A 22,112-nucleotide genomic window follows, 5' to 3' on the forward strand; every position below is an offset into this window, starting at 1 on the left:
CTGATGTCCGGTTTGTGCGATAGGCCTGACGCGAGCGGTTGTGCCCAAACGCCCCCGCCGACCGGCGGCGCGGAGTAGACGTTGGGCATGGACGATCTCGAGCAAGTGAAGGCGCTCAAGTACCGCTACCTGCGGGCACTCGACACCAAGGACTGGGATGTGTTCGCCGCGACGCTCACCGAGGACGTCACCGGCGATTACGGAGAGAAGCTGTCCTTCGGTGACAGAGATGAACTCGTCGGGTACATGCGCAGCTCCGTCGGACCGGGTGTCATCACCGAGCATCGCGTCGACCATCCCGAGATCATCGTCGACGGCGATTCCGCTACCGGTCGGTGGTATCTACAGGATCGCGTCATCGTGCCGGAGTTCTCCTTCATGATGATCGGAGCGGCGTTCTACGCGGATACTTACCGCCGAACCGACGACGGCTGGCGCATCTGCGCGACGGGCTACGACCGGACGTACGAGGCGACCGTCGATCTGAAGGACGTACCGAGCTTCTCCGTCACGGTTGGCCGGGCGATCACTCTCGCCACTTCCTCGTGAGTCCGGGGGGGCCGGTTATGTCGTACCTGTTCGCAGATCGAGCCGATGCCGGGCAACTATTGGCCGAGCGCATCAGGGCCACCGGAGGTCTCTTGCCGGGTTCGTCTGCAGAACAACCACTTCCGCTGATCGTCGGCCTCGCACGAGGTGGTGTGCCTGTCGCTCGTGAGGTCGCCGAGGCTTTCGACGCTCCGCTCGACGTGCTGGTTGTGCGCAAGCTCGGCGCTCCCGGTCAGCCGGAGTACGCGATGGGTGCTATTGCGGCGGGGCAGGTGTTCGTGGCCGACGACGTGCCGCGGCGACTAGGGGTGTCGGATCGGCAATTGCATGAGATCGTGATGCGCGAAGACGCGCTGCGTATCGAGCGAGAAACGAAATATCGCCAAGAGCGGCAACCGTATTCGTTTGACGGAAGATTCGTCGTCCTGGTCGATGACGGTATCGCGACGGGTGCCACGATGGCAGTGGCGGCGCGCGCCGTTCGTGCGGCGGGCGCCGCTGGGATCATGATCGCCGTGCCGACCGCTCCGCGCGATGCCCTGCGTAGATTCGCAGACGATCCCGACATCGACCGGGTGGTGGCCGTCGACGTTCCAGAACCCTTTAGTGCCGTTGGGTTTTCGTACCGCGATTTCGGTCAGGTCCCCGATGATGACGTGGTGAGTTGTCTACGTGATCGATGATGCGGGGCTGCAGCTAGGGGTGCTCCAGGGTCAGGCGGCTGGCCGGGTCCGCACCTGCGCGATGAAGACGGCGAGGCCGATTGCCTCGAGAAGCACCGCTCCCCACAGCGCCGGGCCGATCGTCTGCGCAACGCCTGCACCGCACAGTGCGCCAACGAGGAAAGCGAGCACCACGATAGCGGTGGCGACAGCGGCGCGGACCTGCGCCGACGACCTTCCGCGTACGAGGTCTGCTGCCGCGGCGACGAACCGCATCAGGTTGCCCGTTGTCGCGATACTCACGAACGAGATTCCGCCCGCGGTGCGGAACAGTTCGAGCCGTACCCCGCCCACGAACGACAAGGGGATCACGAACAGTGCGGCAGGAGCGCTCGACGGCAGACATGCCAGCACGGTGAAGACGACGAGTTGGAAGACGAGCACCGAGCCGAGAGCGCGCGCCGGGAGCGTCGGGACCAGTGTGCGAAGCACCTGGGCGGCAACGAGACCCGCAAGGTAGGCCAGCAACGGCCAGGCGAACTTTGCCCATTCGTCACCCTTGACCAACCCGACCGCCAAGAACACGACGTTGCCGGTCTGTGCGAATCCGAACACCTGGTGTCGCAGATAGAGGAACGCGTCGACGTACCCGCCGACGACGGTCATCAGCACGGCACTGATGAGTCCGACTTCGCCCCGAGTCGGCGGAAGGAACGCCCGTGTTGCTGCCATCGCCGAAACCTTCCAAATGTCTTGCGTACTCGTGGCGGGTCACCGAAACCTCGCACAGGGACGTGTGTGGTGACCGTGTGTGGTGACACAGTAGCCGCGCTGGCCCTTATCGGTGTTGGCGGTGAACGTCATTGTGTGAATCGGCACCGCCAGACAGTGGCGGGAGAAGTCGCGTATGACGCTCGGCGAGCGGACTCGCGACTTATCCTGTAGGTGGCTCGACAGAGAGTGGACACCATGACCGTCACACCGACCCGACCAGCGCCTGTGGAACTCACCCACCACAATCATCTCGCCGGGATCTTTGCGCCACAGCGAACCGAGGTCGACGTCGCCGACCTGCCGGTGACAGGCGAACTGCCCGAGTCGCTGACCGGCAGCTACCTGCGCAATGGACCCAACCCGCGGTTCGATCCGATCGGGTCCTACGTCTACCCCCTCGACGGCGATGCCATGGTGCACCGCGTCAGCATCGAGAACGGGCGGGCGTCGTACATGAATCGCTTCGTCCGGACACCCATGGTGGTAGCGGAAGAGGCTGCCGGACATACGATCTGGTCGGGTATCACCGACGGGTACACGCCACCGGCGGACGAAGTGGGAGACAAGCTTGCCGGGACCGTCCGTGAGCTCCCGGACATCAACATCGTCTCGCATGCCGGCAAGCTGATGGCGATGGCCGAGGCCGATCAGCCGTATCTGCTCAACGCCAAAGACCTTGCGACACTGGGACGCACCGACTGCTCCGGCGCAATGCGGGTCGGTAGCACCGCACATCCGAAGCTGGACCCGTCGAACGGCGAGCTCGTGTTGTTCAACTACACGCTCGAGGCTCCATACCTCACGTGGTCGGTCATCAACGCCGATGGCACCACGAAGGTGGAGCCGACGCCCGTCGACGGTCTCACCGACGCGGTGATGATTCATGACATGGCCCTCACGAGCACTTACATCGTATTGTTCCTGTGCCCCTTGATCTTTGACCTGGAAGCGGCGATGACCGGTGGCTCGTTGCTGTCGTGGCGTCCGGATGATGGCACTCGCATCGCGCTGATTCCCCGCGACGGTGGTGCGGTGCGGTGGATCACGACCGACCCGTTCTGGGTGTGGCACTTCGCCAACGCCTTCGACAACCCCGACGGCTCGGTGACCGTCGACTACGTCGAGTGGAGCTATCCCGGCGGTTTCGCGACGGAGCCGAACCCGTCGTCGTCGACCTTGAACAGGGTCGTGGTGTCCCCGGACGGACGACTCTCGCGCACAGCGCTCAGTCGAAAAGACACCAATATGGAGTTCCCACGTGTCGATGACCGACTGCTGACCCACGATCATCGCCGCGTCGCCACCGTGGCCAAGGGACCAGGTGACGTCGGCGATCAGGACAGCCTGTGGTTCCACGACCTGTCCGCGGATACCGAAACCTGCTGGACCCCCGGCGTTGCCATCGGCGAGCCGATCTTCATCCCCGGCGCCGAGGGCGATTTCTGGGGCGCGATCGGCACCGACCCAGCGGACATGAGCTCGCGGTTCTATCTGCTTTCGGCCGACGATCCGGCGTCCGGTCCGATCGCAACCATCGACCTGCCGCAGCGCGTACCGGCGGGCCTGCATGGGGCGTGGCTGGCTGGGTGAGCATCGTGCCGGTCGGCGGGCAAAGTGCGATCTGCCGCATATCCGCGACCACTGCGACCTTGGACCCCGATTAGCTGTCCCCGGTATCGGAGGCGGCGATGAAATAGCAGAATCAGCGGCATGAGTGGTCCGTCGACCGACAGCCCCCGCAGCGGAGCATCGTCGGACATCGTCACGCACGCCTGGGCGGCGACGACCAGCGATGTCACGAGCGCGCTCGAGACCGGCCCGGGTGGCCTGACCTCGGCGGAAGCCGCGACCCGACTCATGAAAGACGGTCCGAACGCTCTGCACACCGTGCATGTCCGGCCGCTGCACATCCTGGTCAACCAGTTCCGCAGCGCCCTGATGGTGCTACTGATCGCGACGGCCGTCCTCGCCTTTGCGCTCGGCGACCGCAACGACGCTGTGGTGATCGGCATCATCCTCGCGGCGAGCGTTCTCGGTGGATTCGTCAACGAATACCGGGCCGCGAAGGCCACCGAAGCGCTGCACGACCGGGTGCACCACAGCACAACCGTGATCCGTGACGGCACCGCGCAGACAATAGACGTCACCGGACTCGTGGTCGGTGACGTCGTCCGTCTGGTGCTCGGGCAACTCGTGCCCGCCGACATCCGGCTGACCGAGGTCACCGATCTGGATTGCAACGAGGGCGTGCTCACCGGCGAATCCACGGCCGCCGCCAAACAGATCGACCCACTGCCCGCCGATACGCCATTGGCCGACCGCACCAATTGCGCATACATGGGGACGGTGGTGCAGTCGGGCACCGCTACCGGGATCGTCGTCGCGACCGGAGCACACGCGGAATTCGGTGCCGTCGCAGCAGGTCTCGGTGACGATCCTCCGCAGACCGCGTTCCAGAAGGGCCTGTCCCGGTTCTCGGTGCTGCTGCTGCAGGTGGCGATCGTCCTGACGGTGTTCATCATCGCTGCGAACCTCATCCTGGGCCGGCCACTCGTCGAGTCGTTGCTCTTCGCCCTCGCGATCGCGGTCGGAATCACCCCGCAACTGCTGCCCGCCGTCGTCACCACCGCCCTTGCCGCCGGCTCCCGACGACTTGCCGCGGCAAAGGTGCTGGTCAAACGTCTGGTGGCGATCGAGGACCTCGGCGACATCGACATCCTGCTGACCGACAAGACAGGCACCCTCACCGAGGGACAGATATCGCTGATCGGCGCACAGGCACCCGACGGCCGACCCGACGACGACGTGCTGCTCACCGGACTGCTGGCCACCGACGCCGCCGACACGCAGTCGTCGAGCGGCAACGAACTCGATACGGCGCTATGGCGCGGCGCCGGGCCGGTCGAGGACCGGGTGGCTGCCTACCACCGGATCGCCACACGGCCATTCGATCACGTCAGGCAGATGGCGTCGGCGATCTCCGCAGGACCCGACGGCCGGCACACCCTGGCCGTCAAGGGCGCGCCGGAGCGAATCCTCGAGCGCTGCACTGGAACCGGGCCGGAGGCCGAGGAGACGCTCGACCGGCTGTTCGCGCAGGGCTCGCGAGTGGTGGCGCTGGCCACTCGGGAGATGCCCGCCACTCAGACCACGATCGGCGACGACGACGAGCGCGAGTTGACCCTTGTCGGTTTCCTCGTGTTCCTGGACCAGCCGAAACAATCGGCGGCACAATCACTCCGCGATCTCGACAACCTGCACATCACGGTCAAGGTGGCCACCGGTGACAACGTGGTGGTGGCCGACAAAGTCGTCGCCGACCTCGGTATGACGTCGGGTGGCAGCATCACCGGGACCGAACTCGACCGCCTCGACGACGAGGAGTTCACCCGGGCGGCCCGGGAGCGCACAGTATTCGCTCGGGTCACACCGGAACAGAAGGCACGGATCGTCAGCGCGCTGCAGACGCACGGACAGTCCGTCGCCTTCCTCGGCGACGGGGTCAACGACGCCCTCGCCCTGCACCGCGCCGACGTCGGCATCTCGGTCGACAGCGCCACCGACGTCGCGAAGGATTCCGCGGATGTGGTTCTGCTGGAGAAGGACCTCGGGGTGCTCGCGCGGGGTGTTGCCGAGGGACGACGCACCTTCGCCAACACGATCAAGTACGTGCAAATGAGCGCGTCGAGCAACTTCGGCAACATGTTCAGCGCGGCGGGTGCCTCCGCGGTGCTGCCGTTCCTGCCGATGCTGCCCAGCCAGATCCTGCTGAACAATCTGCTCTACGACTCGAGCCAGCTCGCGATCCCGAGCGACCGGGTCGACGCCGAAGCCCTGCGGTCGCCGTCGCACTGGGATATCGCCGCGATCCGGCGGTTCATGGTGTTCTTCGGTCCGATCAGTTCGCTGTTCGACTTTCTGACCTTTGCCGCGCTGATCAAGATCTTCCATGCTCAGGCCACCGAGTTCCACACCGCATGGTTCGTGGAATCGTTGGCGACTCAGATACTGATCGTGTTCGCGATCCGCACTCGTCGTATCCCTTTCTTCCGCAGCCGACCGTCGGCGCTGTTGATCGCGGCGGTCGGAATAGTGCTGGTGATCGGGGTGGTGCTGCCGTTCACTCCGTTGGCCGGGCCACTTGGCTTCGTCGCGCTGCCAGTGTCGTTCTACGTGTTTCTGCTCGTGATGGTGATCGGTTATCTGGTCGTCGTGGAACTCGCGAAACACGTGTATTACTCGACCGCGACGTTCCGGCCACAGCTACCGCCGCGCTGGCGTGGGCTTCAGCACCGCCTGGAACGCCGTTCCTCACGCTTCACCGCTGTGGCGTGACCGAGAGTGGGTGTGACCGGGAGTGGCACCTCGAAAGCACCTGCGAAAGAATGCCATTCGGCGCGGCCCCCGGTTCCCGCAACATAGAATCCGAGAGCAAAAACAGGACCTCGGAGTGGATGTGCACAACTCACAATCTTCGATAATCAGATCACTCCGGGTGTACGACCCGGGCCACACCTGGCTGATCTATGCCACGTCGACGACGATCGCGACGGCGTTGGGGATTCTGGTTGCCCACTTCGTCATCGTGGCCACCCACGGACCCGACATTCTGCTGGTGACAGGCGGAATCATCGGCATGGTCGCGTTCGGAGCGACCGGTGACGTCACGGCGAAAGCCCGCTGGCTGACGTCGGTGACCGTCGTTGTCCCGGGACTGGCCGCAGCGGCGCTGGGTGTCGTGCTGACGCATCATTCTCCTGCCGAGATCGTCGTGTCGATACCAATGGCCGGATTCTGTATCTGGGTACGACGATTCGGTTGGCGCGGCCTGGCGGTGGGCGGTGTGACTTTCTTTGCCTACCTGATGGCGATCTTGGCCATGCGAGAGCCCGGGGCGAACCTGCGGCAGATTCTTCTGGTCGTCGGAGGCGCACTCCTCTGCGGTGTGCTGCTGCGGACGGTGATGCTGATCGAGTTCCCGGCACGCCGACTCAGGTTGCACCTGCGGCAGTTTCGGGCGTCGTGCGCCGAAGCGCTCGAGCGGTCCCAACGACCCGGAACCGACGCCGAGATCCTGGTGCCGGTGAATCACCTGCCCGACCTCACCCTTGCCATGGCCGGGTGGCTACAACAGTTCGACGTCGCGTCGCTCGGAGTGGACCCGAACACACTGCGCCGCAGAATGTTCGACGCGCAGAGTGCAACCGAGCTGGCATGCGAACAGTTGCAGTCTCTGACGAAATCGGGTGTCGATCCACATTCGGATCCCACGCTCTCCGGGGTCCTTGATGCGCTGATGACCGTCGTTCGCGGCAAGCCGTCGAGCCACGACGTCGCGGCCGCGGAACTCGCGGCACGCTCGGCGATCACCACGGTCGACCCGTCGACTCCACATGGCCTGGCAACGCTTTTCGTCTCCCGTGCGCTGCTCGCCCAACTCGACCTCGACGACGCCGCGCGCGGCGATGCCGACGTCGATAACCCCAGCCCGCCCGAACCCGTCGTGTCTGATGCCGATGTGTCTGGTGCCGATGTCTCCACTACCGATGGGGCCGCCACCGACGACCACGTCACCAATAACACTGCGGCCGTGGTGCGTTGGTGGGACAACCTGCGGCCAACCTCGCGGATGGCGATTCAGGTGATGGTGGCGACCGCCATCGCAGCGGGTGTGGGACAGGCGATCGCGGCGGGGCGCTGGTACTGGGCGGTGATGACGACGTTCATTGTCTTCATGACCGCCGCCACCCGTGCCGACGTGCTGACCAAATCGTCGTGGCGCGTTGTCGGGACTCTGGTGGGAGTGGCGTTCGGTGCGGTGGTGGCAATCCTGCTCGTCGGGCACCCGCTCCCGCTGTCCATCCTCTTCTTGGTCTGTGTCTTCTTCGGCTACTACTACCAGGGCGCCAACAATGGCATGCCCACCATCTTTTTCACGATCCAGTTCGCGGTTATCTACGCCCTCCTGGGCTTCCACAACTGGACGCTCGCCTTTGTTCGACTCGACGAAACCATCGCGGGTGCGATCGTCGGCGTGGTGTGCGCTTACATCGTCACGTCGCAGCGATCCGACGGTGCTGTGGCCGCCAGCGTCGACAAATACTTTGCGGCACTTGATCATCTGATCGTGTCGTGCGGTGAGGCGCAGACGGCCGCGCATCAGTCGAAGCCCGTCGTCGACGCGGCGATAGCACTCGACAACGCGCATCAGGGGGTTCGGTCGACCCTGTCGAACATGGCGGCGGCGATGCTCGTCGGTCTCGGTGCACGTCGCCGCGCTCGTTCACTACAACTCGGCCGCCTCACTCGAAGTGCACACGTGCTGGCGCAGACTTCGAGTGCACTGTCTGCCGACCCATCGCTGGTGTACACCGGGCACGACGCCGAGGTGGTGAGAGCTGCCGTCACTCGACTGCGAGCCGACGCCGAGGACCTCCATCAGATCTTTCTGGAACAGCCCGTGGCACACGCCGAACGAGGTGAATCGTTGGCGCAGTTGCTCACTGGCGTCGACGCCCGACCGGATACCGCCCGCGGCGCAGGTGTCGCTGCGTCCGTGCGCCTGGACCATCTCCTCCGCACGCTTCCGGATACCGTCGCCGCTCCCGTCGCGTCTACCGCCCCGAGCCGACAATGACACCCACACACCGATGACTTCTGCGGCCCCACACGGTCTATCCATGCGTCAGACACAACCGACGAAGGGACGCAGTCCATGAGCATCGCCCATCTACTCGCCGTCGTTCCCGTCAGCGACATCGATCGCGCAGGCGACTGGTACACGCGGCTTTTCGGGACGACTTTCACCAACAACCCCATGCCCTCGCTAGTCGAATGGCAGGTGGTCGACGGCGGTTGGGTGCAGGTCCACCTCGACGCCGTTCGAGCGGGCAGCGCGCTGCTCAACTTTGCGGTCGACGACCTCGAAGCACATCGGGTCGAACTGGCCGACCGCGGCCTGGCCACCGGCGACGTTGTCGAGGCAAACAAGGGTGTGCGACTGTCGGAGATCTCCGACCCTGACGGCAACACCATCCGGCTCATCGGCGGCTTCCGCGTCGACTACTGACGCACGTGCGTGCCGAGCCGGGTGGCGAGGTCGCAGAGCAGGATTGCGAGCGGACAACGCTTGTCAGGCATACAACACGGGTGCGCTATTGCATGTAGTCGCACGGACGGCGCGTTAGCGCGTGTGCAAAGGTGCCGCTACCCGTAAAGGCATCACATCGATACGCGGTGTGACCAGCGATTATATCGGTGAACCGGTACAGAGCCGATGACGGGAATCGAACCCGCGTATTCAGCTTGGGAAGTATTTTCGGCGTTCGAACGTGATTTCACATCGCCGCAGGCAGACGCCCTGGTGGATTGCGAATCACCGCAGCTCAGACTGCATTTCTCGGCCGGTTCCGGAACGGTTCTCAACGCTTCCGATACGGCGTCGGAGGGTTCAGAAACGCTGTCGGACGCGGCCCCTGCGCGGCCCCGAATGGACTGATGTGGTGTTGCGCAGGAGCGACTACGACGGTGCCAGATGAGATGCTGGTCGGCATGTCCGTGAAGGTGCCGGTATACCAAGACATGCTTTGGCCGACGTTGCAGGCCGTGATTGCGCTGGGAGGATCGGCGTCCATCGAAGAATTGGACGCGGCGGTCATCGAGCGTGAGGCTTACCCGCGTGAGATGCAGGATGTACTACACGGCGATGGACCCACCACCGAGGTCAAGTACCGGCTTGCGTGGGCGCGGACGTACCTCAAGGGGATGGGCCTGCTCACGAACAGCAAACGTGCCGTGTGGAGCGTGACGGAACTCGGGAGGGCCACACCAGAGAGGAGTATCGAGCCCCTGCGCGCGGAGTACATCCAAAAGGTGCGGGACAACCGCACAAAGAAGCAGCAAACGGTCACGACGCCAGCGCAGGGTCGCGAAGCTACGCCCGCAGATGACCACGACAACGATGGTGGCGAGTGGCAGGAACAGCTGCTGGACGTGCTACTCGAAATGACTCCGGCAGGCTTCGAGAACTTGGCGAAGCGACTGCTTCGGGAGGAAGGCTTCTCAAGCGTCGTCGTGACGGGCAAGAGCGGCGACGGTGGTATCGACGGGATGGGCGTGCTCCAACTGTCGCTGCTCAGCTTCCCCGTCTACTTCCAGTGCAAGCGGTACAAGGGAAGCGTCGGCTCGTCGGCGGTCCGCGACTTCCGAGGCGCCATGGCAGGGCGCGGTGAGAAGGGATTGCTCATCACGACCGGTACATTCACCAAAGACGCTCAGGATGAGTCCAAGCGGGATGGTGCCCCGCCCATCGACCTTATCGACGGCGACCGCCTATGCCAGTTGCTGAAGGCGAACGCTCTGGGCGTCGAGACGCGCGAGAGAATAGTTGAGGATGTCATCGTTGACCCCGACTTCTTCGGGGCACTCGAACCTCGCTAGGCCATTGAGGACGAACATTGCAAGTTGCTGCGACACAGGTACGTGCCGTGGCTAAACCTGTTGTGCTTCAACGCAGTTTCTTACCGCCGATCAGGTAGGGTAGGGCGTAGTCCGGTCGTCGGAGGCGACGCGGCAACCCCCAAAGTTTGTGCCAAAGTGTTGCGCAGGGCGCACACAGCGGCGTTCGTCATGAGCCTGGTGGAGTGACGCCGGGAAACGTTATGTAACGCCAGGACAGCGACGTACAGGCCAGGGTGTAACGCCAGGGCGGCGACGTAAGCGCCGTGAACTCCGTTGGCTGGTGGCAGGGGTGGGAGGTGGCAGGGGTGGGAGCACATAACCCTTTCATGCCACCCAACCAGGGAGAACCATCATGACCACTCATTCAGGCGCACCCCGCACCGCCAAAACAGGCACCTACGAACCCCCCGCAGCTTCGCCTGGCGCCGATTTATGGTGCGGAACCGCGCATCGGTCGCGGCATCAGCAGCCAAGGCGACGTGCTCGGTTCATGGGGCATTCGAAGGTCACGATGACGCTGACGGTGTACGCGCACCTATTCGAAGACGACCACGCCGACGCGATGTCAGCGCTCGCTGCGATAGGCACGGCGACGACCGGGGGAACGTGTTGCGGCTGCAGGGTTAGTCTTCTCGTGGCTTAAACAGATCACGTCCGACCTGAATGAACTGGGTCAACCTGCGCTCGGTACTAACTCCGGTAGCGAACTTTCGTGTCATTTCGGGCCGCATCCAGAATTCCTTCACTACAGCCTCGACATCATCGCGAAATGGCATGTCGCGCCGGACATAGTATCCCATCCCGATTGCAAAGACTTCGAAGGAAGTGTTGAGAAACTGTCCGCTGAAAATCTGGCGATCAGGAATCCATCGCCGGAATGCATCTTCGCCGAGTTTCTCATTTATTGTCTGAAACACCGTTGAAAATACATTCTCGATCTCGTCTCTATTTAGTAATGGGTCTGACGCAAGAGCTAGAGACTGGTCATCCAGAAATTGAGAAAAATTGCGCAGGTCATTTTGGCGCAGGGGGGATCTGTTATGTAGGACCAAGAACCTAAGAACTAGTTCGATGTCGTACTGTTCTTTTAGTAAGCGTTCGGATGGCTGCACCGTATTAACAAAATCGGTGTTCTTTGCTAGCTTTTCTGTCCATTTCAAGAAGTCTGGATCGACGGCCACGAGCATTGCGCTCCTTAGCTCTTGAGGCGTCAGCATTGAACCGTAGCTGTTCAGCCGCTGAAAGAGATCGTACTTGGCGTCCGGTGAGGACTCCCTCTTGATAATCTGGACGTCGATGCGCGAGGACTTGATATCGAAGACCTGGGTGCTCGGCAGCTCCCGGCATTCTTCACCATCCTCGCGTGGATGATTCTGGAAGGGTGGCCAGACCCGGCCTTCCAGGTCTGGAAGATATTTTGTTCCTCGCAGGCGCAGTGGGTCCAGAGGCGAGCCGTCTTCCTTATTCAACAAACCCTGCAACTGCAAGAGTGTGCTCATCCTCTGCAAACCGTCGACAATTTCCCAACCCTTCTCCGTGGTGGCCACAAAAATTGATGGGATCGGTATGCCAAGGAGCATGCTTTCAATCAGCTTGGACTTCTGATCATCATCCCAGCGGAAGAACCTCTGAAACTCAGGTCGAATTATAAGCTCTTTATTCTCAAACATTGATGTCAACTCCCGAACGGACATTGCGAGTCTTTCCGAGGAAATCTCTCGTCTTCGGCTCTCAATCTGCTCAGCAAGATTATTGGGCGTATCTTTGGTTGGCTCCGACACGGCTATTGCCACCCTTCGAGTTCTGTAAGTTCTGCGGACAGACTCGATAAGTCGGGGAAGACCATTGACTCAGTGAATCCGATGAATTTGAGTTCGGTCCGAAGGGTCTCATGCTCTCCGGTGTATTCGTACTTCCTAAGGAGTCCTGCCCACTTGTCCTCAGTGTCTGCGATCGCTTCCATACTATCTTGAAGCTCGCCAGCCATCGTGAACGTGCCCCGTTGCGCAACGATGCGCGGACTATTGTGAACCCCGTATATGGCGACAGGATGCTTGGCTCGCCAACCTAGGTGGTTCTCTGACGTGACAGGCTGCCAGCGTTCACCGATTTCGTCTGCGATTGTCAAGATGTTGATCCCAGTTTCTTGGAGTTGCGGTACTTGTTGATTCCAACCAACGGGGTCGAGGGTCCAGATTGTGGGGCGAGGCAGAGACGGAGCGTTCTGCACGTCCGACAGGGGGCCGGGGGCCAAACTGGCGAAGTAGGCGGCAACCAAAAGGTTCTCAGACCAATCAAGGAGTCGAGTGGGCACGCCATGGTGCTGCATAGAGAAGAGATGCTCCCACGGCCCCTGCGGGTAGCCTGCAGCCCAGAATGGAAGGCTTCTTTCCCTGAATCGGGCAAGGAGCCGAGACTCGCGACGATAGATTTCCTTGTCGGTACGTGGGCCATCTCGCATCAGTTTCGGCACCAGATGGTACTCGTGGCTGCTGTGCCCCCTGAACCAGAGGCTCTTGCCGTCAGCCCGCTCAGCGAGCACGAGCTCTATTAGCTGATTGACGGATTGGAATTGAACCACCTCGACTACCACGGCTGGTTAGTTTATGGTCCCGGCCTGTCGGCGTGGTCTTCGACACGCGGCCCATACGCGGCCCCAAATGCGTCCGAACACCACCGAAGCCCCAATCAAATCGCTCTGAGCAGGGCTTTTGTCGGAGCCGATGACGGGAATCGAACCCGCGTATTCAGCTTGGGAAGCTGATGTTTTGTAGTATGGGAGGATGAGCCCACCCGCCCTGACCTCACCAAAAGCACTGGTAGACTGATGTTTTGGCACTACATGTGACGCAGGGCGGTCGCACGGCATACGCTGCCGTAAACGTAAGTCTTAAACGTAAGTCTTAAACGTAAGTAGGTTCAGACGTGAAAACTCAGCCACGACGGCGGCGCGGTGAAGGCTCCATCTACCAACGCAAAGACGGCATGTGGATCGCGCAGGTCTACCTCCCCGCGACCGGCAAGCCCTACCAACGAGCACGCGCCAAGCAATCCGACGCCATCGCCGAACTCAGGAAAATGCAACGCGACGCCGACAAAGGCATCGACCTCAGCGCGAAAACCACCACCGTGTCCACATGGATGACACAGTGGCTCGACGACATCGCCTCCCGCAGAGTGAAACCCAACGTCCTCGCCAACTATCGCAGCATCAACCGCCGACACATCGAACCGCACATCGGGAAACGGCGCCTCTCATCCATCGACGCCGCAGCAATCCGCAAACTGCTGCGCACCGTCGAAACCAACGTGTCATCCCGCACCGCGCAGATCACCTACAACGTCCTCAATCCAGCCTTCGCCGACGCGGCGAAACATGGCCTCCTCGAATGGAATCCCGTTGCGCGCGTGGACCGACCGGGCGCACTGTCTGCTCGACGAGATCCCCTCACCTCTGCGCAGGCGAAAGCGATCCTGAGACACCTCCTCAACCAAGGCGACCCCTCAGAGCTCGCCCGCTGGTCCACTCGACTGTTCACCGGCTTCCGCCAAGCCCAATGCCTCGGATTGACATGGGAGCGCGTCGACTTCGACCACATGGTGCTGGACATGGCCTACCAGGTGCAGCGCCTCCCACTCAAGAAGGGCGTCAGTCATCCACGCGCACAAGACGTGTACCCGCGTGCCGACTTCGATGTGCGCCGCGACCTCGACTTCACACCCTTGTGGAAGGGGTGGTGCCTTGTCGACCCGAAAACCGAGTCGTCCCGCAAGATCGTCCCCATGGTTCCGCCACTCGCCGCAGCCTTGCAGGCGTGGCGGGATGCGAGCGACGACACAACCGGTCTGGTGTGGTCACGCGACGGGGGGAAACCCATTGCGTCACGTGACGATCTGGCCGACTGGAAAGCACTCTGTGTCGCCGCAGGAATCGCCCCCACCATCAAGGATGCCCCGGTGCAGCACGTCGGACGCAACACCGTCGCGACACTCCTACTGGAGGCCGGAGTCGAAGAGTCGGTACGTATGGCGATCCTCGGACACTCCACCGTCGCCGCCCACCGCAGATACGCCTACGCCAACACCGACATCACCCGCGCCGCCCTCGAGCAAATGGCTACCTTGCTGCAACTCTCAGACGCCGCAACCGATTGACGGTGAGCGGTGCGTACGCCAACGCTTCCTCGGTGTCGCAAAGCCGATTGACTCGCTGCCAGAACCGGGTTACTGACATGTTGAACTCGGATCTGATCGCATCGGCCATGGCGCCGCTGTGATTCCACCGTTGGCCGGCCATGTCGAGTAGGCGGCGATCCTCGCCAGTCATGCGCGCTCCTCAAGTTGCTTCCCCACCCACACCTTCTCCTCCTCAGTCATGGACTGGACGAACACCACCAGCATCGGCACGTCCACCCACAGCTCGGCTGCGGTCTCGCGTGCGTCGCGTGACCACAGCAGCGCGTCGACCAACGCTTCGAGTTGGATGAGCCGTCGTGCCGCGATGCGCTCGACTGTCAACTCCTCGCGAGCTCGCAGCACGCGGTCAGTGGGGAACACGCGGCGCTCATCGTGAACGAGCTCGTGGGCGAGTGTGGAGCGGCGTTGAGCCTGATCGTCGCCAGTGTTGATCGTGACCCGATCACCGCGCAGACAGCCGCGGCGACCATCGGCCAACCGCTCGAAGGTGATGTTCAAATGCTCGCGGTCACGCGCGTCTCGCCAGGGGTGGTACATACCGGACAAGCTAGGGGAAGGCTCTGACAAAAACGGGCGTGACCAGGAATTACACAGATGTAAGTTGCGTGCGGAGGTTCATCTCCATCGCCTGTTCTGAGATAATCTTCTCCCACCCAGGCGTACTACCTCCGGCTACGTGAACCGCAGTACGCGCGGCCGCGAATGCGCTGGTGACGGCATCTTCGGCGCGCTCCGCATTAATCGACATCGACATCTCGATTGTTCGCGCTGCAAGGTTGAGCGAAGCGTCAGCATCCATGCCGTCCATGTCAGCGAGGCAATCGGCCACATCCTCGAAGATGGTTTCCAGGTCGGTGTCCGAGAAGTCTTCGAACTCTAGCCGGAACTCAATGTGAAACCAGTTCATCGCGCCTCCCAACAGTCTTGCCGCTCGAACCACTTGCCCGCGTTCTTCCCGTAGTTGGGATCTGATGGGGTGAGGTGGATACTCCGCTGGTGTTGACCACACGGACAATACGCCCGGTAGTACTTCTTGTTCTTGATTATGCGCCATCCAGCTCTTTCTGCCTGCGTGAGGATGCTCTCAAGGTCTTGACGTGGGTGTTTCGGTCGATCACTCACGCCCCGTCCTCCGGCCCGTCGGGGTCGGGCGCTTCACCCTGCTGGTCCATGTCGCGGCGGGTCTGCTCACTCTCAGAGATGCCACCAGTGTCACGAGCGGCGAGGTCATGGTCGGCCTGGCGCTGGTCGCGGCCGTCAGCCGCCTGGGTCTTCTCACTTTCAGCCGCTTCGCCCGGTGTTCGCGGTTGCGGGGTAGCTTCCACTGCATTGCCACTCTCCCTTGCGTCCAGGAGCGCTCGGACCATCGCGCGGATAACGCGGCGCTCACTACCGGTGAGCCTCCCCGCTTCATCGGGGAGGGTGAACGGCTCGACAGGTTCCTCGCCCCGAAGTCGATAGACCTCGGTGGGATCGATACCTAAGCCATCGGCGAGCTCCTTGATGGCCTCATGTGATGTTCGATCTCCTCGCAGGATGCGACGGACCTTGGTGTGGTCCATGTTGATCCGCGTGGCGAGTGGCCTATACCCAAACTCGACGCCTATCTTGTCGAACAGGGGCCGCCATTGCTCTGGCGGTAGTTTCGGGTCGCCCACAGTGCCCACCTTGCATGTCGAGTTGAGTGTTCGAATAGTGATTCGCTAGACGGTCCGTCTAGGAACTACTCGCATGTAATTCGAGGTCAAGCTACTTACCAGCATATTTTCTCAGACTCGTAGTTGACACCATCGTCTAGTGGTGTAGCGTGGTGCGTACACCAAACAACGACAGGAGGGCTCGACCAAATGGGCTTCACGTCACGCGACATGTACGCGGAGGTTGTCGATAGCGACCTATTGCGTCGGGCGCTGCGGCGGTCCGGGCTCTCGTACCAGGAACTAGCCGATGAGGCGACCAGTGAGTTGCGACGCATTGCGCGTAGCGAACGCCGGAAACGTCGCGACGATGGAGTTCCCGATGGTGTGTCGAAGTCGCTCGTCGAGCGACTCGTCAATCAGCGGACCAAGACCACGCATGAACTGCGGGCCATCGCCATTGAAAGGTCTCTCGGCGTGACCGATGGCGATCTCTTCGCGCCGCGAATGTTGCATGGTGCACACGCCGTACCCCGATCCGCATAGCCACGCAAAAATGCCCGCCCGGTGCGCGAACACCGAACGGGCCTGAACGAGAAAGAAGGTCTCGTGAGTACCAAGAATACCGAACTGGTTCCGATTGCGGTACCAGGCACCGACCGCCAGATCATGGCAACCGTCATCGACGGGCGCCCTTCCGTGTCTATCCGGCACGCCTGTGAATCCATCGGCCTTGAACCTGCCCGACAGATTCAGAAGCTCAACAGCAGGTCATGGGCAACCGTGTACATGACGCCCACGGTTGCGGCGGACGGCAAGACGCGCGAGCTCGCCATGATCGATCGCCGCACCTTCACGATGTGGCTCGCGACGATCGACACCAACCGTGTCTCCAAAGAGGCACGCCCGATCGTCGAGGCGTTCCAGGCCGAAGCTGCGGATGCGCTCGACGCCTACTTCCACGAGGGCGGCGCGATCAACCCGTCCGCGACCGAGGATCAGCTCGACCGGATCACTCGGCAGGCTCAAGCTCAGGCGTCGGTCATCCAAGCCCTCAGAGGCATCGTCGACCCGAAGCACCTTGAGGCGAAGGGCCGGATTGTGCTCGCCCGCGCGTTGGGGGAGAAGCCGGAACTCGACCCCACAACCATTCCGCTGTATGTGTCCGACTTCCTCAAGTCGAAGGGTCTCGCGTCAGACATGGTGGCAGCGAAGGCATCCGGATTCGGGAAGCGGCTGAAGGGTCTGTACGTCGCCGAGCACGGAGACGCCCCGGGTAAGGCGTTCCAAGAGTTGCCGAACGGAACTACCCGTGAGGTGTTCGCGTACACGGAGGCTGATCGTCCCTTGTTCGATCAGGTGTGGGCACGTCACTACGCGACAGAGGTGGCGGCATGAAACTCTCACCCCGCTTGTTGAGCGCCCTCATGGGCATCGGTGTTGGTGTCGCTCTCGTCACTGGTTGCGACCCCGAATCCTCTGTCGCTAAGCCGACTCCGGTTGCGGCGACCCAGGCTCCTGCGACCGTTGCCGTCCCTGCTCGGTCTTTGACCGAGAAACAGGACCGCACCTACTTCGCGTGCGCCGCGCCTGTTTACGGCTTGCATGTCTCCTATGACGCGGCGGAGGCTACCGCGCCGGATGAGTTGGCACAGGTGGTGAAGTCCGGGCGCGAACTGTACAGCGCGTACACGGATGTGCCGTTGTCGGTGGATGAGGCAATAGAGGCTGCTGATCTCTCCGACGATGAGGCCGCAACCCTGCGTTGCGCTGTCCAGGCTTTCGGTGATGCGGCATGAGGTTGGTGGAGGTGTTGCGGGGTCGGTCGGCTTGATTCTCGGATTGGTGGCCCATGGATGGTTTCCGTTGTGCGGGTTCGATTCCCGTGATGGGCACGCTCGGCGTGGCAAGGCAAGGCATGGCGAGGCGGGGCACGGCAAGGCAAGGGATAGGTGGCTCGGAATGGTTGTAGCACTGTTCGATTCGGTGCCCGAGCACGGCCAGGCGCGGCAGGGCTGGGCTTGGCGCGGCTCGGCTGGGCTTGGCGCGGCACGGCCCGGCAAGGCAAGGCAAGGGATAGGGGCCGGGAATGGTTGCAGGAGCGTTCGATTCGTTCCCCCGGCGCGGCTAGGCGGGGCGCGGCGGGGCGGGGCTCGGCAAGGCAAGGCTCGGCAGGGCAGGGCAAGGGATAGAGGTAGTCCGGATGGTCGTATCAGCGGTTCGACTCCGCTGACGGACACGCGCGCATGACAACGAAACACACACTCACGCACGGAGACTCGTATGAAATCATTCACCATCACACTCACCGGCAACACACCGTTGCTCATGCACAACTCACGCCTGTCCGATCCGCTCGACCCGGCAACCAAGGCATTAAAGAAGATCAGCGGCAAGCGATCCAAGACCGACGACGACCACGAAGCAATGGGCGAAGCCGAGTTCATGGGCGGCCTCTACCTCGACCCCGACGTCGGCCCATACATTCCCGACCTCAACATCGCGGCAACACTCCTCGGCGGTGCCAAGCTCAACAAGCTGGGCACCAAGGTCACTCGCGGAATGCTCATCACCACCCCCATCAATCCGGTCTCCTACGACGGCCCGCGTGACCCCGCTGAAATGTGGAAGTCGGGGCGGTTCTCCCATCGCGCATCCGTAGGCGTCGGACAGTCCCGCGTCATGCGGACCCGACCCGTCTTCTACGACTGGGCTGTGCAGGCAGACGGATTGATCGACGAATCACAACTCGACTTCGACCAGCTCATCCAGATCGCAAGCAACGCCGGCGACTTCATCGGCATCGGAGACTGGCGCCCCCGTTTCGGGCGCTTCACCGCAAAAGTTGAGGAGGCATGATGCGCAACCCATTTCAGCCCATCGGGGACAAGTCCCGTCGAGCCATTCTCGTTGACCTCGTGGCGGACATCCCCGAAGACACGATTCTTCCGTACGCCGACATCGCATCCGCCCTCGACGTTGACGAGGACGACCGCGAGATATGCCAGGGTGCGGTGAATGCCGCTAAGCGCGGCATCGAAGCCACGCACAGCAAAGCCCTTGTTGCGGTGCCGAACATAGGCTACCGGGTGGTCAAGGCATCCGAGCATTTAGAACTTGCGCAACACCACCAGAAACGCAGCCGTCGACAGCTTGTCCGCGCGAAATCGAAAGTCGCACACGTTGATATGTCGAAGCTCACCAAAGGTGAACGCGCAGCAGTCGGACTCGCAGTCACATCGCTCGGATTGCAGATGGACTACATGCGCCGAAACGACTTACGTACGTCGCGCCTCGAAGATGCCGTCGCAGTCGTTGCTCAAACCACCGAGAGATCGGAACAGGAGATCGCAGAACTGCGGGAGCGGTTGTCCCGACTTGAGCAGATCGGAGGCGACGCGGCATGAGGCACATCGTGTGGTGGCTCGACGGAAACCTCTGGCGCTCAGTCAAATGCGCCAACCGCTCCATCGCGCTCCTCGTCGCTGCCGAGTACACGTACGCCGGCTTCTACATCCAGATCAGAAAGGCGGCAAGCGCATGAACTACTACGGCTGCGAAGTTTTAGGGGTCGAAGCTGACCACGGCGACACCGCAGACATTGTGATCCACCTACCTGAATCCATTGGGCCGGAGCTCTTCATGGGCATCCCGATTGTCGACATCGAGGGCTGGCCCACCTTCACCGACCACTCCCGCGCGGGTTGCTGTGCGGGAGAGCGCGACCGGGCACCTCTCACGCCCACGGCGGTCGCGCACCCCGACCCGGTAGAGGAAGCCGGGTCGGGGACCAACCTCAAGGAGGACAGATGACCGTCGAACCACTACCGATGATTCTCTACGACCTCGAGAACGCGGTCCAGGCGTGCAGTGGCGTCTCCAAGGACACGCTTCGGCGTGAATGGAGGGAACGGAAACTCACTTTTGTGCGGGTACGTGGCTCGAAGAAGCAGTACATCACTGCTGACGAATTGCGGCGTTGGGCAAACGATTTGGAGAAAGCCTGATGTCGAATCTGTTGCATGTTTTGTTCGCGCCTGTGGGTGCTGAGGAAACAACATTGTGCGCGGTCCTGTGGATGATGCTTGTCGCGATCGTCGCCTCGTACTCGCCACGCCTGTTCACGCAGGATGCCCACGACGATGTGAATGTCGACAACCAGGTGAATGTGCTTCCTGCGCGGGGTGATTCGGATGAGTGACATTCGTGGCGTCACCCTCGGCCAGCCCCTCACTGACGCCCAGCTTTCGCACGTCACCGCAATCCGCGATCACTGGATACGCGTCGGCCTCTCAACCGAGCGCTGCGACCGACTGAAGGCCGAGCATCTCGTGAAGTCCGCATACCGCGTTGCGGGACTGGATGAGCCGCCGATCGTGGTGTGGATGGACTCGCCGCTGGGTGGGGTACTCGCATCCGCCATGATCCGTAATCTGTCAGAGAAGGGCCAGCTCGAGAACCAGCTTTGGGGCCAGCTCGGGGGCCAGCTCCGGGGCCAGCTTTGGGACCAGCTTTGGGGCCAGCTCCGGGACCAGCTTTGGGGCCAGCTCCGGGGCCAGCTCCGGGGCCAGCTCGGGGGCCAGCTCGGGGGCCAGCTCCGGGACCAGCTTTGGGGCCAGCTCGGGGACCAGCTTTGGGGCCAGCTCCGGGGAGCGGAACTCGTTGCCGAAGCGCCCGATCCGGGCAATGACCCGCACACCATCCGGCTGTACGAGCTGCCCGCGGTCCTCGAAGAGGCTTACAGCGAGCCCGCGCGAATCGCGTTGGTTACTAACGGCTCTGTCGAGCGAGACGGCACTCGTCACCGCTACGGGATTGTCGTCCGCAAATCCTTCTCCGATCCGATTGCCGCAATGGCAGACACCTACGGCGTCCCCGCTCACGTGTACAAGCAGCTCCAAGTCAGGCGCTGACAACCATCCGAAAGGAAATCGCAATGACCGCAGTAACTCTCGCTGAAATGATCGCCCTCACCGGCAAGGAGGTCCTCGACTATCTGGACCGTGATGCCGCTATCCCCGTGGTGGATACCGCTGCCGCGCAGGGTGATGTGCTTCTCGTCCGCGTCAACCGCGCGCCCGCCACCACAGAGATGCCAAGGATGGTGGTAGCGGTTGCGTCGGAGGCGTCGTCCAACACTCACACCCTGCATCCGCACGGTCCGGCGTTCTGGGATGCTCACACGTCGCGTCGGGACGACGACGTGATGCTCGGCGTGGTGACAGTACCGGAGGGGTCGGAAGTCTTCGTCTCACACCAGGAGCATGGTGGCCTGATCATGCCGGCAGGCACGTACGAGGTGCGTCGCCAGGCGGAGTTGGGCCGGATGGTGCAGGACTAATGACGTGTAATCGTTGGGCCGACGACGACGGCCTGGACTGCTATCTAGAATGCCGAGACCACCAGGTGCGCACCGAGTTTGATTGCGCCGCTGATCGGTTGATGAGCATTCCTCCGTCAAAGCCATTGCCGTCGTCGCGGTCTGTGTGGCTGGCGATCTTCGGGGGATGCATTGTCGTTGACGCGCTTGTTGTCCTCGGTGTCGTGTCGATCGTCGAGTGGTTGGGGGCGCGATGAGTGTCATCGAGTTCCCTGCCCACCAACACAGTGTCGAGTGGCACATCCTCGACGCCGAAAACGAATTGCATGACCTCGCGCACTGTCTCGGCTTTCAAGCATGGGTTGGTCATCCGCGGGGTGAGTGGGAAGTGCAGGTCATGTCGGGCCGTCATGTCGCGGTCCGTCTACCAGGTACGTCGCGGCTTGTGGTTGTGGAGTCAGCTATCGCATGGATGGAGGCAAAACAATGAGCCGCAAACGTGCTGATCGTTGC

The 22,112-nt window shown here is 62.2% G+C and carries 25 protein-coding genes; 18 read left to right on the plus strand and 7 right to left on the minus strand.

Annotated elements, in window-relative coordinates:
• The first annotated feature begins 87 nt into the window (after positions 1-87).
• Positions 88-549 (plus strand): nuclear transport factor 2 family protein, encoded by a 462-nt coding sequence (locus A5788_RS21750; protein ID WP_064866124.1) that lies wholly within the window; start codon positions 88-90, stop codon positions 547-549.
• A 17-nt stretch (positions 550-566) separates the two neighbouring features.
• Entirely contained in the window at positions 567-1,232 is a 666-nt protein-coding gene (locus A5788_RS21755) for a phosphoribosyltransferase (protein WP_064866122.1), read from the plus strand.
• A gap of 30 nt (positions 1,233-1,262) precedes the next feature.
• On the opposite strand, the gene A5788_RS21760 is transcribed toward A5788_RS21755, so the two are convergent.
• Positions 1,263-1,943: a YoaK family protein gene (locus A5788_RS21760; RefSeq protein WP_049700409.1), complete on the minus strand. Its 681-nt coding sequence runs from the start codon at positions 1,941-1,943 to the stop codon at positions 1,263-1,265.
• A 237-nt stretch (positions 1,944-2,180) separates the two neighbouring features.
• Here A5788_RS21760 and A5788_RS21765 point away from each other — a divergent pair, with 237 nt between their 5' ends.
• The 5 genes from A5788_RS21765 (at position 2,181) to A5788_RS21785 (ending at position 10,424) form a co-directional block, all read left to right on the plus strand.
• Positions 2,181-3,575 (plus strand): carotenoid oxygenase family protein, encoded by a 1,395-nt coding sequence (locus A5788_RS21765; protein ID WP_064866237.1) that lies wholly within the window; start codon positions 2,181-2,183, stop codon positions 3,573-3,575.
• A gap of 120 nt (positions 3,576-3,695) precedes the next feature.
• Positions 3,696-6,320: a magnesium-translocating P-type ATPase gene (mgtA, locus tag A5788_RS21770; RefSeq protein ID WP_064866121.1), complete on the plus strand. Its 2,625-nt coding sequence runs from the start codon at positions 3,696-3,698 to the stop codon at positions 6,318-6,320.
• Positions 6,321-6,480: 160 nt separating this feature from the next.
• A complete protein-coding gene (locus tag A5788_RS21775) occupies positions 6,481-8,622 on the plus strand; it encodes an FUSC family protein (RefSeq protein ID WP_064866119.1) in 2,142 nt (713 codons plus the stop codon).
• 78 nt (positions 8,623-8,700) lie between these two features.
• Entirely contained in the window at positions 8,701-9,054 is a 354-nt protein-coding gene (locus tag A5788_RS21780; RefSeq protein ID WP_064866116.1) for a VOC family protein, read from the plus strand.
• Positions 9,055-9,524: 470 nt separating this feature from the next.
• Positions 9,525-10,424: a restriction endonuclease gene (locus A5788_RS21785; RefSeq protein ID WP_064866114.1), complete on the plus strand. Its 900-nt coding sequence runs from the start codon at positions 9,525-9,527 to the stop codon at positions 10,422-10,424.
• 644 nt (positions 10,425-11,068) lie between these two features.
• Here A5788_RS21785 and A5788_RS21790 read toward each other — a convergent pair.
• On the minus strand, positions 11,069-12,238 hold the full coding sequence (locus tag A5788_RS21790) for a DUF262 domain-containing protein (RefSeq protein WP_156525580.1): 1,170 nt from the start codon (positions 12,236-12,238) through the stop codon (positions 11,069-11,071).
• Positions 12,229-13,038 (minus strand): FRG domain-containing protein, encoded by an 810-nt coding sequence (locus A5788_RS24640; RefSeq protein WP_064866110.1) that lies wholly within the window; start codon positions 13,036-13,038, stop codon positions 12,229-12,231. Before A5788_RS24640 ends, A5788_RS21790 begins: the two co-directional genes overlap by 10 nt.
• Before the next feature lie 332 nt (positions 13,039-13,370).
• Between A5788_RS24640 and A5788_RS21800 the strand changes: the two genes are divergently transcribed.
• A complete protein-coding gene (locus A5788_RS21800) occupies positions 13,371-14,600 on the plus strand; it encodes a tyrosine-type recombinase/integrase (RefSeq protein WP_231894092.1) in 1,230 nt (409 codons plus the stop codon).
• Here A5788_RS21800 and A5788_RS23650 read toward each other — a convergent pair.
• The 4 genes from A5788_RS23650 to A5788_RS21815 form a co-directional block, all read right to left on the minus strand.
• Positions 14,563-14,772, minus strand: a complete 210-nt coding sequence (locus A5788_RS23650) for a DUF3263 domain-containing protein (RefSeq protein ID WP_082937845.1) — start codon at positions 14,770-14,772, stop codon at positions 14,563-14,565. The two genes, A5788_RS21800 and A5788_RS23650, sit on opposite strands and share 38 nt — an antisense overlap.
• Positions 14,769-15,179 carry a hypothetical protein gene (locus A5788_RS21805; RefSeq protein WP_231894093.1) on the minus strand — a complete coding sequence of 137 codons (411 nt, stop codon included), beginning with the start codon at positions 15,177-15,179 and terminating at the stop codon, positions 14,769-14,771. Before A5788_RS21805 ends, A5788_RS23650 begins: the two co-directional genes overlap by 4 nt.
• A gap of 49 nt (positions 15,180-15,228) precedes the next feature.
• Entirely contained in the window at positions 15,229-15,549 is a 321-nt protein-coding gene (locus A5788_RS21810; protein WP_064862723.1) for a hypothetical protein, read from the minus strand.
• 211 nt (positions 15,550-15,760) lie between these two features.
• Positions 15,761-16,300 (minus strand): hypothetical protein, encoded by a 540-nt coding sequence (locus A5788_RS21815; protein WP_064868535.1) that lies wholly within the window; start codon positions 16,298-16,300, stop codon positions 15,761-15,763.
• 189 nt (positions 16,301-16,489) lie between these two features.
• Between A5788_RS21815 and A5788_RS21820 the strand changes: the two genes are divergently transcribed.
• The 10 genes from A5788_RS21820 (at position 16,490) to A5788_RS21860 (ending at position 21,620) form a co-directional block, all read left to right on the plus strand.
• Positions 16,490-16,825, plus strand: coding sequence for a hypothetical protein (locus A5788_RS21820; protein WP_064868538.1), 336 nt, complete (start codon positions 16,490-16,492; stop codon positions 16,823-16,825).
• 63 nt (positions 16,826-16,888) lie between these two features.
• A complete protein-coding gene (locus A5788_RS21825; RefSeq protein WP_231894094.1) occupies positions 16,889-17,677 on the plus strand; it encodes a phage antirepressor N-terminal domain-containing protein in 789 nt (262 codons plus the stop codon).
• Positions 17,674-18,078, plus strand: a complete 405-nt coding sequence (locus A5788_RS21830; RefSeq protein ID WP_064868541.1) for a hypothetical protein — start codon at positions 17,674-17,676, stop codon at positions 18,076-18,078. Before A5788_RS21825 ends, A5788_RS21830 begins: the two co-directional genes overlap by 4 nt.
• Positions 18,079-18,562: 484 nt before the next feature.
• The gene (locus A5788_RS21835) at positions 18,563-19,138 is read left to right on the plus strand and encodes a hypothetical protein (RefSeq protein ID WP_064868544.1); all 576 of its coding nucleotides are present in this window, start codon (positions 18,563-18,565) and stop codon (positions 19,136-19,138) included.
• Positions 19,135-19,686: a hypothetical protein gene (locus tag A5788_RS21840; protein WP_064868547.1), complete on the plus strand. Its 552-nt coding sequence runs from the start codon at positions 19,135-19,137 to the stop codon at positions 19,684-19,686. Before A5788_RS21835 ends, A5788_RS21840 begins: the two co-directional genes overlap by 4 nt.
• Positions 19,683-19,823, plus strand: a complete 141-nt coding sequence (locus tag A5788_RS23925; RefSeq protein WP_156525582.1) for a hypothetical protein — start codon at positions 19,683-19,685, stop codon at positions 19,821-19,823. Before A5788_RS21840 ends, A5788_RS23925 begins: the two co-directional genes overlap by 4 nt.
• A 98-nt stretch (positions 19,824-19,921) precedes the next feature.
• On the plus strand, positions 19,922-20,092 hold the full coding sequence (locus A5788_RS24385) for a DUF7324 family protein (protein WP_231894095.1): 171 nt from the start codon (positions 19,922-19,924) through the stop codon (positions 20,090-20,092).
• Entirely contained in the window at positions 20,089-20,286 is a 198-nt protein-coding gene (locus tag A5788_RS23930) for a hypothetical protein (protein WP_156525583.1), read from the plus strand. The genes A5788_RS24385 and A5788_RS23930 overlap by 4 nt, the downstream gene beginning before the upstream one ends.
• A 186-nt stretch (positions 20,287-20,472) precedes the next feature.
• Positions 20,473-21,192 (plus strand): hypothetical protein, encoded by a 720-nt coding sequence (locus A5788_RS23935; RefSeq protein WP_156525584.1) that lies wholly within the window; start codon positions 20,473-20,475, stop codon positions 21,190-21,192.
• 23 nt (positions 21,193-21,215) lie between these two features.
• On the plus strand, positions 21,216-21,620 hold the full coding sequence (locus A5788_RS21860) for a hypothetical protein (RefSeq protein WP_064868559.1): 405 nt from the start codon (positions 21,216-21,218) through the stop codon (positions 21,618-21,620).
• The last annotated feature ends 492 nt before the right edge of the window (positions 21,621-22,112 follow it).

Origin of the sequence: Gordonia sp. 852002-50816_SCH5313054-c (assembly GCF_001665925.1) — a bacterium.
Lineage (GTDB): Bacteria > Actinomycetota > Actinomycetes > Mycobacteriales > Mycobacteriaceae > Gordonia > Gordonia jacobaea.

Bases quoted from the DNA above. Each gene is read 5' to 3' on its own strand.
- A5788_RS21840 (WP_064868547.1), top strand. From the start codon at position 19,135: ATGATGCGCAACCCATTTCAGCCCATCGGGGACAAGTCCCGTCGAGCC.
- A5788_RS21760 (WP_049700409.1), bottom strand. From the start codon at position 1,943: ATGGCAGCAACACGGGCGTTCCTTCCGCCGACTCGGGGCGAAGTCGGA.
- A5788_RS21805 (WP_231894093.1), bottom strand. From the start codon at position 15,179: ATGTACCACCCCTGGCGAGACGCGCGTGACCGCGAGCATTTGAACATC.
- A5788_RS21835 (WP_064868544.1), top strand. From the start codon at position 18,563: ATGAAATCATTCACCATCACACTCACCGGCAACACACCGTTGCTCATG.
- mgtA (WP_064866121.1), top strand. From the start codon at position 3,696: ATGAGTGGTCCGTCGACCGACAGCCCCCGCAGCGGAGCATCGTCGGAC.
- A5788_RS21830 (WP_064868541.1), top strand. From the start codon at position 17,674: ATGAAACTCTCACCCCGCTTGTTGAGCGCCCTCATGGGCATCGGTGTT.
- A5788_RS23650 (WP_082937845.1), bottom strand. From the start codon at position 14,772: ATGACTGGCGAGGATCGCCGCCTACTCGACATGGCCGGCCAACGGTGG.
- A5788_RS24385 (WP_231894095.1), top strand. From the start codon at position 19,922: ATGGGCATCCCGATTGTCGACATCGAGGGCTGGCCCACCTTCACCGAC.
- A5788_RS23930 (WP_156525583.1), top strand. From the start codon at position 20,089: ATGACCGTCGAACCACTACCGATGATTCTCTACGACCTCGAGAACGCG.
- A5788_RS21750 (WP_064866124.1), top strand. From the start codon at position 88: ATGGACGATCTCGAGCAAGTGAAGGCGCTCAAGTACCGCTACCTGCGG.
- A5788_RS21765 (WP_064866237.1), top strand. From the start codon at position 2,181: ATGACCGTCACACCGACCCGACCAGCGCCTGTGGAACTCACCCACCAC.
- A5788_RS21755 (WP_064866122.1), top strand. From the start codon at position 567: ATGTCGTACCTGTTCGCAGATCGAGCCGATGCCGGGCAACTATTGGCC.
- A5788_RS21780 (WP_064866116.1), top strand. From the start codon at position 8,701: ATGAGCATCGCCCATCTACTCGCCGTCGTTCCCGTCAGCGACATCGAT.
- A5788_RS21860 (WP_064868559.1), top strand. From the start codon at position 21,216: ATGACCGCAGTAACTCTCGCTGAAATGATCGCCCTCACCGGCAAGGAG.
- A5788_RS21785 (WP_064866114.1), top strand. From the start codon at position 9,525: ATGCTGGTCGGCATGTCCGTGAAGGTGCCGGTATACCAAGACATGCTT.
- A5788_RS23925 (WP_156525582.1), top strand. From the start codon at position 19,683: ATGAGGCACATCGTGTGGTGGCTCGACGGAAACCTCTGGCGCTCAGTC.
- A5788_RS23935 (WP_156525584.1), top strand. From the start codon at position 20,473: ATGAGTGACATTCGTGGCGTCACCCTCGGCCAGCCCCTCACTGACGCC.
- A5788_RS21820 (WP_064868538.1), top strand. From the start codon at position 16,490: ATGGGCTTCACGTCACGCGACATGTACGCGGAGGTTGTCGATAGCGAC.
- A5788_RS21810 (WP_064862723.1), bottom strand. From the start codon at position 15,549: ATGAACTGGTTTCACATTGAGTTCCGGCTAGAGTTCGAAGACTTCTCG.